This is a genomic window from Streptomyces griseorubiginosus, from assembly GCF_017614965.1.
Lineage (GTDB): Bacteria > Actinomycetota > Actinomycetes > Streptomycetales > Streptomycetaceae > Streptomyces > Streptomyces griseorubiginosus_B.
Genome location: NZ_WVUG01000060.1, coordinates 1 through 14049, shown reverse-complemented (window position 1 = coordinate 14049; position 14049 = coordinate 1). Strand labels below are relative to the sequence as shown.

At 71.1% G+C, this 14049-nt stretch carries 13 protein-coding genes; 8 read left to right on the top strand and 5 right to left on the bottom strand.

From position 1 onward, the window contains the following. Positions 1-33 precede the first annotated feature (33 nt). From GRC12_RS14490 to GRC12_RS14455, 8 genes are read left to right on the top strand one after another with little or no spacing between them, the layout of a single operon-like run. Entirely contained in the window at positions 34-2649 is a 2616-nt protein-coding gene (locus GRC12_RS14490) for a YfhO family protein (RefSeq protein ID WP_208779654.1), read from the top strand. Positions 2650-2672: 23 nt separating this feature from the next. Continuing rightward, positions 2673-3623, top strand: a complete 951-nt coding sequence (locus tag GRC12_RS14485; RefSeq protein ID WP_208779653.1) for a glycosyltransferase family 2 protein — start codon at positions 2673-2675, stop codon at positions 3621-3623. Between the two features lie 11 nt (positions 3624-3634). Continuing rightward, on the top strand, positions 3635-4027 hold the full coding sequence (locus GRC12_RS14480) for a GtrA family protein (protein WP_208779652.1): 393 nt from the start codon (positions 3635-3637) through the stop codon (positions 4025-4027). 45 nt (positions 4028-4072) lie between these two features. Further along, positions 4073-5101, top strand: coding sequence for an N-acetyl-gamma-glutamyl-phosphate reductase (argC, locus tag GRC12_RS14475; protein WP_208779651.1), 1029 nt, complete (start codon positions 4073-4075; stop codon positions 5099-5101). Beyond that, on the top strand, positions 5098-6249 hold the full coding sequence (argJ, locus tag GRC12_RS14470) for a bifunctional glutamate N-acetyltransferase/amino-acid acetyltransferase ArgJ (RefSeq protein WP_208779650.1): 1152 nt from the start codon (positions 5098-5100) through the stop codon (positions 6247-6249). Before argC ends, argJ begins: the two co-directional genes overlap by 4 nt. Next, positions 6246-7190, top strand: coding sequence for an acetylglutamate kinase (argB, locus tag GRC12_RS14465; protein ID WP_208779649.1), 945 nt, complete (start codon positions 6246-6248; stop codon positions 7188-7190). The genes argJ and argB overlap by 4 nt, the downstream gene beginning before the upstream one ends. After that, positions 7187-8365, top strand: a complete 1179-nt coding sequence (locus GRC12_RS14460) for an acetylornithine transaminase (RefSeq protein WP_208779648.1) — start codon at positions 7187-7189, stop codon at positions 8363-8365. Before argB ends, GRC12_RS14460 begins: the two co-directional genes overlap by 4 nt. 19 nt (positions 8366-8384) lie before the next feature. After that, positions 8385-8924, top strand: a complete 540-nt coding sequence (locus tag GRC12_RS14455) for an arginine repressor (RefSeq protein WP_208779647.1) — start codon at positions 8385-8387, stop codon at positions 8922-8924. A 6-nt stretch (positions 8925-8930) separates the two neighbouring features. Here GRC12_RS14455 and GRC12_RS14450 read toward each other — a convergent pair whose 3' ends face one another. From GRC12_RS14450 to GRC12_RS14430, 5 genes are all read right to left on the bottom strand, one after another. Then, on the bottom strand, positions 8931-9668 hold the full coding sequence (locus GRC12_RS14450; RefSeq protein WP_244372827.1) for an FAD:protein FMN transferase: 738 nt from the start codon (positions 9666-9668) through the stop codon (positions 8931-8933). Between the two features lie 55 nt (positions 9669-9723). Further along, entirely contained in the window at positions 9724-10524 is an 801-nt protein-coding gene (locus GRC12_RS14445) for an FMN-binding protein (RefSeq protein ID WP_208779645.1), read from the bottom strand. 29 nt (positions 10525-10553) lie between these two features. Beyond that, positions 10554-11936, bottom strand: a complete 1383-nt coding sequence (locus tag GRC12_RS14440) for a ferredoxin reductase family protein (RefSeq protein WP_208779644.1) — start codon at positions 11934-11936, stop codon at positions 10554-10556. A gap of 75 nt (positions 11937-12011) precedes the next feature. After that, positions 12012-12491 (bottom strand): FMN-binding protein, encoded by a 480-nt coding sequence (locus GRC12_RS14435; protein WP_208779643.1) that lies wholly within the window; start codon positions 12489-12491, stop codon positions 12012-12014. Positions 12492-12510: 19 nt separating this feature from the next. Beyond that, complete coding sequence (locus tag GRC12_RS14430; protein ID WP_208779642.1) at positions 12511-13863, bottom strand: ferredoxin reductase family protein; 1353 nt, start codon at positions 13861-13863, stop codon at positions 12511-12513. Between the last annotated feature and the right edge of the window lie 186 nt (positions 13864-14049).

The following is a 14049-nucleotide window of genomic DNA, read 5'->3' as shown; positions in this document are numbered from 1 at the left end:
GTCGAATCGATAACCCGCGGGGAGTACCAAGGAATGAGCCGCTCGACCCTGTCCAAAGCCGTTTCGGGCGGCCGTTTCAGGACCAGGGGGGCCGCCGCGCTGCTCGCGGCGGTCCTCACCACCGCCGTGTTCTGCGTGGCCGACGCGGCGGCCCGCAGCTACCCCTTCGGACCCCGCACCCGCGACGTCAACGACCTCGGCAACCAGTACGTACCCTTCCACGCCCACCTGTGGGACCTGCTGCACGGCAAGGCCGACGGCGGCCTCTTCATCAACTGGCAGTCCGGCTTCGGCTCCAGCTTCCTGCCCGACCTCGGCACCTACCTCAGCAGCCCGTTCGCCCTGCTCGTCGGCGTCTTCCCGCGGCACGAGATCGACCTCGCGGTGTACGTGATCACCGTGCTGAAGACGGCCACCGCCGGCGCCGCCATGGCCTGGCTGCTGCTGAGCCTGCGGTCTGGGCGCTGGTGGGCGGCGGGGCTGCTGGGCGCCTCGTACGGGCTGTGCGGCTGGAGCGTGGCCGTCGCCTCGTACAACCCGATGTGGCTCGACGGCCTGATCGCGCTGCCGCTGTTCTGCCTGGTCGGCGAGTGGACGCTGCGGCGCCGTCGGCCGCTGCTGGGCATGCTGGTGGTGACGGAGGCGTGGATCGCCAACTTCTACACCGCCTACATGGCCACCCTCGCCGCCGGTCTGGTGCTGCTGCTCAGGCTGTGGCTGTCCGACCTCTCGCGCAGGCAGCGGCTGCGGGCCGCGGGCCGCGCCGCCGCCACCGTCGCGCTGGGCGTGGGCCTGGCCGCCCCGCTGGTGACGGTCATCTACTTCGGCACCAAGCACGCCTACCCCGGCCGGGTCGTGCACTTCACGCCCGTGTCGACGGAGGACCTGCTGGCACGGCTGCTGCCGACGACGTACACCTTCGGCAGTCCCGCGCTCTACGCGGGCACCGCGGCCCTTCTGCTCGCCCTCGCCCTGCCCTTCCACCGGGCGGTCCCGGTGCGCGTGCGCGTCGCCTGGACGGCACTGGTCGTCGCGGTGACGCTGTCGCTGCAGTGGGAGCCGACCCATCTGGTCTGGCACGCCTTCGCCACCCCGCAGGGCAGCCCGTACCGGCAGGCGTTCGTGCTGTGCGGCCTGGTGGTGGTCGCCGCCTGGCACGCGCTGTCGTACGGACCGCCGGACTGGCGTGCTCTGGGCGCGGCGACCGGTCTGCTGGCGCTGATCACCGCCGTCGCGAGCCGGAGCGCCCTGGTGCAGCACCTCACCTGGGTGGTGCTGTCACTCGCCGTCGTCGGCGCGCTGGGCGGACTGGTCCTGCTGCGGCTCGCGGACACCGCCTCCGACACGACCGCCAGGCGCGGACTGCGTACCGCGTTCACCGTCCTCGCCGTAGCCCTGCTGTTCGGCGGCCAGTTCGGCGAGGCCATGGCCACCTTCGCCGACGCCTCCCGGCAGCGGCTGCGGCACATGGACAACTACGCGCCCTGGGGACAGCGGCAGGAGCGGCAGTCGGAGCTGATCGCGCAGACGGACGACTGGCCGGCGTACCGCACCGACGCCGGACGCGAGCAGACCGTCGCCAACGATCCGATGCTGGTCGGCGGCCAGGGCGCCCAGTACTACAGCAGCCTCACCTCGGACGTCCTCAGCCGCACGCTCACCGCCCTCGGCGGCGGCTGGACCTCCCGCGGCCGCAGCCTGCAGAGCCTGGACAACGCCGTGACCGACGCGATCTTCTCGATCGGCGCCCGGGTGCATTCACCGCCCGACCCGCACCAGGACTGGTTCCCGCGGGACGGCACCGCACCGACCGTCTCCCGGGAGGCCGTACCGCCGCTGGTGACGGTACGGCCCTCCGCCGCGGCCGCCGGCGGCTTCGGCGAGTCGCCGTACCGCAACCAGGAGCTGCTGCTGGGCTCCCGCGTCTACACCGTCCCCCCGATCACCCTGCGGGACGACTCCGGGCAGCCGGTCCAGGGCGGCCAGGTGGGCTCCGGGAGCGCCGCGAAGAGGCCGGTGATCACCGCCCGCTGCCCGGCCGGCAGCCAGGCCTACCTCTGGGCCCCCCGCTTCTCCGGCACCGCGCGGCTGGGCGGGGACACCGCACGCTTCCGCTCGCTGTATCCCCGCAACCGCGCCGCCATGGAGCCGCTCGGACAGGTCCCCTCGTCCGGGCGGCTGCGCATCACCCTGACCCCCAACCGGCCCGGTCTCGTCCCGGACGGCGCCCTGGGCTGCCTGGACACCGAGCGGCTGCGCTCCGCCGTCGACCACCTCAAGGCCACCGGCGCCACCCGGGTCACCGTCTCCGACGGCACGATCCACGCGGAACTCCCCGCGGGCAGCAAGGGAACCGCCGTGGTCGCGGCGCCCCGCATCGCGGGCTGGCGCTGCGCGGCGGGCGGCGGCGACGCCCAGCCGGCCAAGGAGTTCCACGGTCTGATCGCCGTCCCGCTCGACGGCGAATCGACCAGCCTCACCTGCACCTTCCGTCCGCCCGGGCTGCGGCTCGGCACGGTCGTCGGGGCGGCCTCGCTGCTGACCCTGGCCCTGCTCGGCGTCCTCACCGCCGTCCGCCGACGGCGTACCCCCGAGCCCTCCTCGTCCGCCACGATCCGGCCGCGCGAGCGCGTGTCCGGCGCACTCTGACCCGCACTCAGGGGGAAAACCCAATGCTCATATCGATCGTCGCGCCCTGCTACAACGAGGAAGACGTCATAGAACGCTTCCACGAGGCGGTCCAGAAGGTCGCGGAGGACCTGCTGCCGCTCGGCCACGACATGGAGTTCGTCTACGTCGACGACGGCAGCCGCGACCGCACGCTCCTGGTCCTGGAGAAGCTGGCCGACCTCGACGCCCGGGTGCGGTACGTGTCCTTCAGCCGCAACTTCGGCAAGGAGGCGGCCCTGCTCGCCGGTCTGCGCCACGCGTCCGGCGACTGCGTGGTCGTCATGGACTCCGACCTCCAGCACCCGCCGGAGCTCATCAAGCGCATGATCGAGCTGCGCGCCGAGGGCTACGACCAGGTCATCGCCCGCCGCACCCGCACCGGCGACCGCTTCACCCGCACCCTCACCGCGCGTCTGTACTACCGGCTCGTGAACCGCCTCGTGGACGTCGAGCTCAAGGACGGCGTGGGCGACTTCCGGCTGCTGTCGCGGCGCGTGGTGGACGCGGTGGTGGACCTCACCGAGTACAACCGCTTCTCCAAGGGCCTGTTCGCCTGGGTCGGCTTCCCCAGCACCACCTTCGACTACGAGAACGCCGTCCGCGAGGCCGGCCGCAGCTCCTGGAGCATGCGCAGCCTGCTCAACTACGGCCTGGACGGACTGATCTCCTTCAACAACCGTCCGCTGCGCGCCGCCCTGCACCTCGGATTCGCCCTGCTGCTGTGCGCGGCCGCGTACACCGCGTGGATCGTGGGCGCCGCCATCATCAACGGCGTGTCGACGCCCGGCTATGTCACCATCATCACGGCCCTCACCGGACTCGCCGGAGTACAGATGATCATGCTGGGCGTGATCGGGGAGTACACCGGGCGGATCTACTACGAGGTCAAGGGACGTCCGCACTTCCTGGTGAAGGCGACCAACGTGAAACGAGCGAAAGACCTCATTCCGTGATCTCTCGGCAGATGCTGACCTTCGCCGTCATAGGCGTGGTGAACACCGGCACGTACTACGGTTTTTACCTGCTGTTCCTCCCGCGTTTCCCTTATCTTCTCGCCCATATTCTGGCGACCGCGCTCAGCATGGTCGGCTCCTTTTTCCTGAACGCGAGGTTCACCTACCGGACGCGGCCCACCTGGCGGAAATTCCTGCTGTTCCCCCTCACCAATGCCGCGAACTTCGTGGTCACCACGGTGGGGGTCTACGTGCTCGTCGACCTCCTGGGCCTCGGCAGCCGGTACGCCCCGCTGATCGCCTCCATGGCGGCGATCCCGATCACCTTCGTCGTCTCGCGCTGGATCATGCTGCCGAAGGCGGAGAACGCCCTGGTGGAGGCGGAGCCCAGCCGGATTGCATAAACGTGCAGAGAAACGTATAGTCATGCCATCCAGGAGGAGGATGACATGGCGGTACGTGCGGCGGTGGCCGGTGCGAGCGGATACGCGGGCGGAGAGCTCCTGCGTCTGCTGCTCACGCACCCCGAGGTCGAGATCGGGGCCCTGACCGGCAACTCCAACGCCGGCCAGAAGCTCGGCGCGCTCCAGCCGCACCTGCTGCCGCTGGCCGGCCGGGTGCTCGAGGAGACCACCGCCGACGTCCTCGCCGGCCACGACGTCGTCTTCCTCGCCCTGCCCCACGGCCAGTCCGCCGCCGTCGCCGAACAGCTCGGCCCGGACGTCCTGGTCGTGGACATGGGCGCCGACTTCCGGCTCGAGGACCCGGCCGACTGGGAGCGGTTCTACGGCTCCGCGCACGCCGGGACCTGGCCCTACGGCCTCCCCGAACTGCCGGGTGCCCGCGCCGCGCTCACGGGGTCCAAGCGCATCGCGGTACCCGGTTGCTACCCGACGGCCGCCTCGCTGGCCCTCTTCCCGGCCTACGCCGCCTCCCTCGCCGAGAACGAGGCCGTGATCGTCGCCGCCTCCGGCACCTCCGGCGCCGGCAAGACGCCCAAGCCGCATCTGCTGGGCAGCGAGGTCATGGGCTCCATGTCGCCGTACGGCGTCGGCGGCGGCCACCGGCACACCCCGGAGATCGTCCAGAACCTCAGCGCGGCCGCGGGGGAGCGGGTCTCCGTCTCCTTCACGCCGACCCTCGCGCCGATGTCCCGCGGCATCCTCGCCACGTGCAGCGCCAAGGCGGTCGCCGGAGCGACGGCGGAGTCCGTCCGCGCCGCCTACGAGAAGGCCTACGCCGACGAGCCCTTCGTCCACCTGCTGCCCGAGGACCAGTGGCCCGCCACGGCGTCCGTCCACGGTTCCAACGCCGTTCAGGTGCAGGTCGCGTACGACGAGGCCGCCGGCCGCATCATCGCGATCAGCGCCATCGACAACCTGACCAAGGGCACCGCGGGCGGTGCCGTCCAGAGCATGAACCTCGCCCTGGGTCTCGACGAGACCACGGGGCTTTCCACGATCGGAGTCGCACCTTGAGCGTCACGGCAGCCAAGGGATTCACGGCGGCGGGCATCGCCGCCGGGATCAAGGAGAACGGCAACCCGGACCTGGCCCTCGTGGTCAACAACGGTCCGCGCCGCGCCGCCGCCGGCGTCTTCACCTCCAACCGTGTGAAGGCCGCGCCGGTCCTGTGGTCCGAACAGGTCCTGAAGAGCGGCCAGGTCTCCGCCGTCGTCCTCAACTCCGGTGGGGCCAACGCGTGTACGGGACCCAAGGGCTTCCAGGACACGCACGCGACCGCCGAGAAGGCCGCCGAGGTGCTGGGGCGGGGCGCGATCGAGGTCGCGGTCTGCTCGACCGGCCTCATCGGCGTCCTGCTCCCGATGGACAAGCTGCTCCCGGGAGTCGAGACGGCCGCCGCCCAACTCTCCGAGCACGGCGGCGAGAAGGCAGCCATCGCCATCAAGACCACCGACACCGTCCACAAGACGTCCGTCGTGACGAAGGACGGCTGGACGGTCGGCGGCATGGCCAAGGGCGCGGGCATGCTCGCCCCCGGCCTCGCCACCATGCTGGTCGTCCTCACCACGGACGCGGCACTCGACGACGACGTACTGGACAGGGCGCTGCGGGCCGCGACCCGCACGACCTTCGACCGCGTCGACTCCGACGGCTGCATGTCCACCAACGACACCGTGCTGCTGCTGGCCAGCGGCTCCGCCGAAGTGACCCCGGAGTACGAGGAGTTCGCCGAGGCCGTGCGTGCCGTCTGCGACGACCTCGGACAGCAGCTGATCCGGGACGCCGAGGGCGCCAGCAAGGACATCAGGGTCGAGGTCGTGGGTGCCGCGAGCGAGGACGACGCCGTCGAGGTGGGCCGCGCCATCGCCCGCAACAACCTCCTCAAGTGCGCCATCCACGGCGAGGACCCCAACTGGGGCCGCGTGCTCTCCGCGATCGGCACCACCAAGGCCGCCTTCGAGCCGGACCGGCTGAACGTCGCCATCAACGGCGTCTGGGTCTGCAAGAACGGCGGTGTGGGCGAGGACCGCGACAAGGTCGACATGCGCTACCGCGAGGTGCACATCGTCGCCGACCTCGCCGCCGGCTCCGAGACCGCCACGATCTGGACCAACGACCTCACCGCCGACTACGTCCACGAGAACAGCGCCTATTCGTCATGAGCACCACGCGTAAGCACACCGCGCTCCCCAAGGCTCAGATCCTCATCGAGGCGCTGCCCTGGCTGGTCCGGCACAACGGCAGGACGGTCGTCATCAAGTTCGGCGGCAACGCCATGATCGACGAGGACCTCAAGGCCGCGTTCGCCCAGGACGTCGTCTTCCTGCACCACGCCGGGCTCAAACCCGTCGTCGTGCACGGCGGCGGCCCGCAGATCAGCCGGGCGCTCGAAACCCACGGCATCGTCAGCGAGTTCAAGGCCGGCCTGCGCGTCACCACCGAGGACGCCATGGACGTCGTACGGATGGTGCTGGCCGGGCAGGTGCAGCGGGAGCTGGTCAACCTGCTCAACCAGCACGGCCCGCTCGCCGTCGGACTGACCGGCGAGGACGCGCACACCATCACCGCCACCAAGCACCAGCCCGAGATCGACGGCGAGTTGGTCGACATCGGGCGGGTGGGCGAGATCACCGAGATCGACACGGGCGCGATCGAGGCACTGCTCGCCGACGGCCGGATCCCGGTCGTCTCGTCGATCGCCCGTAGCCAGGACGACGGACATGTCTACAACGTCAATGCTGATACGGCGGCTGCGGCACTCGCTGCTGCGCTTGGGGCGGAGACGCTCATGGTCCTCACGGACGTCGAGGGCCTCTATGAGGACTGGCCGAACAGCGACGAGGTGATCAGCCGCCTCACCGCCTCCCAACTGGAGAAGCTGCTGCCGGAGCTGAGCTCCGGGATGGTCCCGAAGATGGAGGGCTGTCTGCACGCCGTGCGCAACGGCGTCACCACCGCCCGGGTCATCGACGGCCGGGTCCAGCACTCGATCCTGCTGGAGATCTTCACCGACGAGGGCATCGGCACGATGGTCGTGCCCGACGGACAAGACGAACAAGCCGCACAAGACACACAAGCCGCACAAGAGGGGGATGCCGTATGACGCACAACCAGGAGCTGAGTGAGCGCTGGCAGGGCTCGCTCATGAACAACTACGGCACCCCGCTGCTGCCCCTCGTGCGCGGCGAGGGCGCCCGGGTCTGGGACGCCGACGGCAACGAGTACCTCGACTTCGTCGGCGGTATCGCGGTCAACGCGCTCGGCCACGCCCACCCGGCGGTCGTCGAGGCCGTCAGCACGCAGATCGCGTCCCTCGGGCACATCTCCAACTTCTTCATGTCCGAGCCGACCGTGACGCTCGCCGAACGGCTCCTGCAGCTCTTCGGCCGTGACGGCCGGGTCTTCTTCTGCAACTCCGGCGCCGAGGCCAACGAGGCCGCCTTCAAGATCGGCCGGCTGACCGGGCGCACCCACGTGGTCGCCACCGAGGGCGCCTTCCACGGCCGCACCATGGGCGCCCTGGCGATGACCGGCCAGCAGGGCAAGCGGGAGCCGTTCCTGCCGCTGCCCGGTGAGGTCACGCACGTGCCGTACGGCGACGCGCAGGCCCTGGCCGCGGCGGTGACCGAGGAGACCGCGCTGGTGATCCTGGAGCCGATCCAGGGCGAGATCGGCGTCGTCGTCCCGCCGCCCGGTTACCTCAAGGCCGCCCGCGCGATCACGGCCGCGAACGGTGCGCTGCTGGTCCTGGACGAGGTGCAGACCGGGGTCGGGCGGACCGGGCACTGGTTCGAGTACCAGGCGCACGAGGGTGTCCTGCCGGACGTCGTGACGCTGGCGAAGGGCCTCGGAGGCGGGCTGCCGCTGGGCGCGACCGTCGCCTTCGGGCGGGCCGCCGAGCTGCTGCGGCCGGGGCACCACGGGACGACCTTCGGCGGCAACCCGGTCGCGTGCGCCGCCGGGCTCGCCGTGCTCGACACGATCGCGAACGACGGGTTGCTGGAGAACGTCAAGCGGCAGAGCGGGGCGTTGCGGGACGGGATCGAGGCGCTGGGCCACCCGTTGGTCGGGCATGTCCGGGGCGCGGGGCTGCTCCTGGGTATCGTGCTCACCGAGCCGCACGCGCCCCGGGTGCGACAGACGGCTCAGGAGGCCGGGTTCCTGGTGAACGCGCCCGCTGACGACGTCGTACGGCTGATGCCGCCGCTGAACCTCGGCGACGACGAGGTGGCGGCGTTCCTCCGGGCGCTTCCCGGCATCCTCGACGGGGACGGATGAGCCGGAGAATGGGACGACGATGAGTCAGGCGCAGGACGACGCACAGCACGCCGGGCCTGCCGTGCCGCAGACGCGGACCGCGCGGCACCGCCGGATCGTGGACATCCTCAACCGGCAACCGGTGCGGTCGCAGAGCCAGTTGGCGAAGCTGCTCGCCGACGACGGGCTGACGGTCACTCAGGCGACGCTCTCCCGGGACCTGGACGAGCTGAACGCGGTGAAGATCCGCAACAACGACGGTGACCTGATCTACGCGGTGCCGAGCGAGGGGGGTTTCCGTACCCCTCGTGCGCCGCTGGGGGAGTCGGCGAAGGAGGAGCGGATGCGGCGGCTCTCGCAGGAGCTGCTGATCTCCGCGGAGGCTTCGGCGAACCTGGTGGTTCTGCGGACGCCACCCGGTGCCGCGCAGTTCCTGGCCTCGGCCATCGATCAGGCAGAACTGCACGACATTCTGGGGACGATCGCGGGTGACGACACGTTGCTGTTGATCAGCCGGGAGCCGACGGGGGGACAGGCGTTGGCCGAGCACTTGTTGCGGTTGGCCCAGAACGGCCACTGAAGGGGTTTACCCGAGTCGAGACGCCAAGCCTCCTGTGCATCTGACCTCGTCCCCGGCCGTGATGAGCAGCGCCTCCACGTCCGGCAGTGACTCCAGCCAGCGCAGGCCTTCCCTGGAACCCATCGCGAAGGCCGCTGTTGCCCAGCAGTCCGCCCAGGTGAGGGTGGGGGCCACCACGGTGACCGCCACCAGGTCCGTCACCGCGGAGCGGCCGGTGCGGGGGTCGACGATGTGGGCGCCGCGTTCGGCCGTGCCGGAGGTGGCGACCGCCAGTTCGTCCGCGCCGGCCGCCGAGACCACCGCCGCCAGTCCGCCCGGGCGCAGCGGGTCGGCGATGCCCACGCGCCAGGGGCGGTGGGGTTCCGGCGTGCCGAACATCTGCACGTCGCCGCCGCCGTTGACGCTCACCCCGGTCGCGCCGGCCGCCCGCAGCCGGCGAGCCGCGCGCTCGGCCGCCCAGCCCTTGACGATGCCGGTGGGGTCGAGGCGGCCCTCGTAGCGCAGGCTGAACCAGCCGTCGCTCACCCGTTCGGCCTCGGCACCCAGGTCGAGCACCTCGGCGACCTCGGGGTCGCATTCGGCCAGGGCCAGCTCACCGCGGGCGAGCCGGGAGACCTGGCTGTCCTCGCGGTAGGTGCTGAACACCGCGTTGACCCGGTGCAGCCCGGAGATCGCCTCATCGAGTGCCGCCCGTACCGCACCGGGTTCCCCGCCGCGGACGTCGAAGGAGAAGACGGTCCCCATGACCTCCTCCGCATGACGCACCGCGGCGGGAGCTTCCGCAGATTCCGCCACCGACTCAGCCACCGGCCTGGTCCAGCGCGGACTGCAGGGACTGCTTGTAGCCGCCGCTGGTGTACGTCGCCCCGGAGACGGAGTCGATCTGCGCGTTGCCCGCGGCCACCGCCTCCTGGTTGAGCTTGGGGATCGCGAGGGCCGTCTTCTGGTCGCTGAGGCCGCCCTTGGGCGCCTGCACCGCGTCCGCCTTGGTGATCTTGCCGTTCGCGACGGTGATACGGACCTGGACCGGGCCGTACTGGGTCTGCGCGACGGCACCGGTCACCGTCTTGGCCTGCGCGGCACCGGATGAGGAGCCGGAGCCGCCGCTCTGGGAGGAACCGCCGCCGCTCTGCGCGGAACCGGCGCTCGCCTTCATCTTGTCCAGCGCGGACTGCAGCGACTGCTTGTAGCCGTTGCTCGTGTACGTCGCCCCGGACACCGCGTCGATCTGCGCGCTCTGCGCGGCGACCGTCTCCTGCGTCAGCTTGGGGATGGACAGGGCCGTCTTCTGGTCGCTGGTGCCGCCCTTGGGCGCCTGGATCGCCTCGGCCTTGGTGATCTTGCCGTTCGCGACGGTCAGCCGTACCTGCACGTTGCCGTACTGCGTCTGCGCCACGTTGCCGTCGATCGTGCCGGACGCCGTCCCGCTCCCGGTGCCGCCCTGGGGCGAGGCCTGGGCGCCCGCGGTCTGCTGCGGTGCCGCCCCCGCCGCCTGGGCGTTGGGGTCGGAGGCCGGCTTCAGCGAGAGCAGCAGCACGACACCCGAGACGGTGGCGGCGCTGGCCAGCACGACACGCCGGATGGGGTGACTCTTCTTCATCGGTACCTGGGCTCCTGGAATCCCGTCGCTCACATCTCGAACGACTCGTGATGGATGCGGCGGGCGGGCACTCCCGCGCCGCGCAGTGCTTCGTACACGGACTGCGCGAACCCGGCCGGCCCGCACATGAACACGTCGTGCTTGTCGATGTCCGGCAGCTTCTGCCGCAGCCGCTCCGCCGAGATGTCGGGGCGCTCGCCGTCCGGGCTGTTCACGGCGTACATCAGCCGGGCGCCGCGGTCGTCGGCGATGGCGGCCAGCTCGTCCCACAGGGCCAGGTCCTGGGTGGTGTTGGCCCGGTAGAGCAGGGTGATGTCGCCGGCCGCGCCCGGCAGCGTCTCGAACAGCGCCCGCATCGGCGTGATGCCCACACCGCCCGCCACCAGCAGCACCTTGCCGCGGCTGCGACGCTGGGCGGTCATGGCGCCGTACGGCCCCTCGGCCCACACCCGGGTGCCGGGCGTCAGCTCGCGCAGCCGGGCGCTGTGGTCGCCGATCGCCTTGACGGTGATCCGCAGCATGTCCGGCCGGGGCGCCGCGGAGAGCGAGTACGGGTGGGAGCTGAACCGCATGCCCGGCGCGAGGAACCGCCAGCGGAAGAACTGCCCCGCCTCCGCGCCCATCCGGTGCAGCTTCCGCCCGCCGATGAGCACCGACACGATGCCCGGGGTCTCCTCGATGACCGCCTCGACGCGCATGCGGTGCCGCATGTTGAGCCGGATCGGGACGAGGATGCGGTACCAGATCACCAGCGCGGTGACCGAGCCGTACAGGGCGTACCAGAAGGTCTTGGCGGTCGGCTCGACGGCGAAGTCGTTGCCGGTGGTGATCTGGTGCCAGAACGTCAGGAACACGGCCGCGTACGTCAGCAGGTGCACGTGGTACCAGGTGTCGTACGGCAGCCGGCGCCGGACCGGGCCGATCGAGGTGAGGCCGATCAGCACGAACAGGCCGGTGCCGATGGCCGCCTTGCCCATGTCCGGCAGCTGGTTGATGGAGTCGATCGTCTGCTGGACGATGTCGCCGAGCGACTTGCCGGCCTGCAGCGCGTAGCCCCACATGATGAGGAAGACGTGTGCGAATACCAGGCAGAGCGTGTAGCGGCCGCTCATCGCGTGCCAGCGGGCCACGCGGTCCGAGCCGACCCGCCGCTCCAGCGCGGGCACCCGGGCCATCTGCAGCACGACCAGTGCCATCAGATAGCCGGCCAGCAGACCGGTGATCCGGCCCGCGTTGAGGATCTTGCCGTTCTGGTCGGCGATGGACGGGGTGTTCATCCACCACAGCCACAGCACACCGACCGCGCCCGCCCATACGGCGAGCAGCAGGACGGTCGCCGGGGAGCGGCGCGGGCGGATGCGGCGCATCGTCTGGCGGCGGGCGGCGCGGCCGCCTGCGAGCGTGGTGGTCACTGTTCCTCCGGGGCGGGGGCAAGGGGGTTGGCGTTGTCCCTTGGCCCAGAGATACGTGCCGTGACGCCGGTGTGTTCAGCCGCGTGCCGAGTCGAGGGCGGACTGGAGTGACTGGCGGTAACCATCACTCGTGTAAGTGGCCCCGGAGACGGTGTCGATGTTCGCGCTCTGGGCCTGGAGGGCCTCGCTGCGCAACCGGGGGAGGGCGTAGCTGTTGATCTCCTGGTCGCGCGGGTTGTCCGCGGGGTACTGCACCGCGGTCACGTCGGTGAGCTTGCCGCTCTTGAGGGTGATCTTCACCTGGACGGGGCCCCAGCGGGTCTGGACCGTGCTTCCGGTGACGGTCTTCGTGCCGGTGGTGGTCGACCCGCCGGAGCCGCCCGAACCGCCGGATCCGCTCGAGGTGCTCGGACTGCTGGAGGGGGCCGGCACGGCGAGGGCGGCCGTCGGCGTGCTGTGCGGCTTCAGGGACAGCAGCAGCACCATCCCGGAGACGGTGGCGGCGCTCGCCAGCACGATCCGGCGCAGGGGGCGGTTCTTCTTCAGCGCGTGCACTTCTACGGCCTCACAGGTCTCAGAGTTCGAACGACTCGTGGTGGATGCGGCGGTCCGGGACCCCGGCTGCGCGCAGCTCCTCGTACAGGTCCCGGGCGAAACCGTGCGGACCGCAGATGTAGACGTCGTGACCGGCCAGGTCGGGGAAGGTCGCCCGCAGTGATTGCGCGGTCAGGTTCGGGCGCCGTCCGCCCGGTCCGTTGAGCGCGTACAGCACCTTCGCGCCACGCCACCGGGCGATGGCCTCCAGCTCCGCGCCCAGGGCCAGGTCCTCGGCCGTCCGGGCCCGGTACAGCAGCGTCACCTCACCCGGGAGCGTCTCGAACAGGGCCCGCAGCGGGGTGATGCCGACGCCGGCCGCGATCAGCAGGGCCCGGGGCGAGGTCTGCCGGTCCTCGGTCATCGAGCCGTACGGCCCCTCCGCCCAGACGCGGGTGCCGGGCCGCAGCAGCGAGACGGCCGCGCTGTGGTCGCCGAGCGCCTTGACCGTGATCCGCATCAGATCCGGGCGGGGCGGCGCCGACAGCGAGTACGGCGTCGACGTCCACCCCATGCCCTCGCCGAGGAACCGCCAGCGGAAGAACTGCCCCGGCCGGGCGCCCAGTTCGTCCAGCCGCCGCCCGTGCACGACGACCGAGTAGACGCCGGGTGCCTCCCGGTGCACGGACTGCACGCGCAGCCGGTGGCGCAGGTTCAGCCGCACGGGTGCGAGGATCCGGAACCACAGCACCAGGGCGGCGACCCCGAGGTACAGCGCGTACCAGGCGGCCGTGGCGATCCGGTGGCCGTTGAACTCGTCGCCCAGGGTCAGCTGGTGGAAGAAGGCGAGGAAGACGGCCGCGTAGGTCAGCAGGTGCACGTAGTACCAGAACTCGTAGCTGGTACGGCGGCGCACCGCGCGGGCCGAGGTGATGCCGACGGCGAAGAGGACGACCGTGCCGGCGGTGGCCTTCAGCATGTCCGGGTAGTCCAGCACCACCGTCACCGTCTCGTGCCAGACCGAGGCACGGTCCTGGGCGGCGTACCCGAGCAGGATCAGCACGACGTGCGCCGCCAGCAGACAGACCGTGTAGCGGCCGGCCATCGCGTGCCAGCGGGCCACCCGGTCCGAGCCGACCCGGCGCTCCAACAGCGGCACCCGGGCCATCAGCCCGACCAGCACCGCGCAGGCGTATCCGCACAGCAGTCCGGCGATCCGCCCGGCCCCGGTCAGCCAGCCCGCGGCGCCGACCACCGAACCGGTGTCCGCCCACCACATCGCGACCACGGCGGCCGCACCGGCCCACAGCAGCGCGAGCACGGCGCCCGCGGGTGAGTGCCGGGCGGGCGGCGCGACCCGCGGTGCCGCCCTCCGCTCGTACACGGTGGTCATCTGTGCGTCCTTTCACCTGTCCGGGACGCCACTGTGCCTCCGCAACCTCTGAGCACCCTCTGAAAGCGACCCTCACCGAGCCCACTCAGAGGAAACTCAGAGCGTCGTCCGCTGCGTGACGCGGGCGCGAAGGGTGATCCTGGGGAGGAGATGAACACCACCAGATCCGGCCGTCCCGCCCTCACC

Excerpts from the sequence above, each read along its gene's own strand:
- GRC12_RS14490 (WP_208779654.1), top strand. The coding sequence starts at position 34 with ATGAGCCGCTCGACCCTGTCCAAAGCCGTTTCGGGCGGCCGTTTCAGG.
- GRC12_RS14485 (WP_208779653.1), top strand. The coding sequence starts at position 2,673 with ATGCTCATATCGATCGTCGCGCCCTGCTACAACGAGGAAGACGTCATA.
- GRC12_RS14480 (WP_208779652.1), top strand. The coding sequence starts at position 3,635 with ATGCTGACCTTCGCCGTCATAGGCGTGGTGAACACCGGCACGTACTAC.
- argC (WP_208779651.1), top strand. The coding sequence starts at position 4,073 with ATGGCGGTACGTGCGGCGGTGGCCGGTGCGAGCGGATACGCGGGCGGA.
- argB (WP_208779649.1), top strand. The coding sequence starts at position 6,246 with ATGAGCACCACGCGTAAGCACACCGCGCTCCCCAAGGCTCAGATCCTC.
- GRC12_RS14460 (WP_208779648.1), top strand. The coding sequence starts at position 7,187 with ATGACGCACAACCAGGAGCTGAGTGAGCGCTGGCAGGGCTCGCTCATG.
- GRC12_RS14455 (WP_208779647.1), top strand. The coding sequence starts at position 8,385 with ATGAGTCAGGCGCAGGACGACGCACAGCACGCCGGGCCTGCCGTGCCG.
- GRC12_RS14450 (WP_244372827.1), bottom strand. The coding sequence starts at position 9,668 with ATGGGGACCGTCTTCTCCTTCGACGTCCGCGGCGGGGAACCCGGTGCG.
- GRC12_RS14445 (WP_208779645.1), bottom strand. The coding sequence starts at position 10,524 with ATGAAGAAGAGTCACCCCATCCGGCGTGTCGTGCTGGCCAGCGCCGCC.
- GRC12_RS14430 (WP_208779642.1), bottom strand. The coding sequence starts at position 13,863 with ATGACCACCGTGTACGAGCGGAGGGCGGCACCGCGGGTCGCGCCGCCC.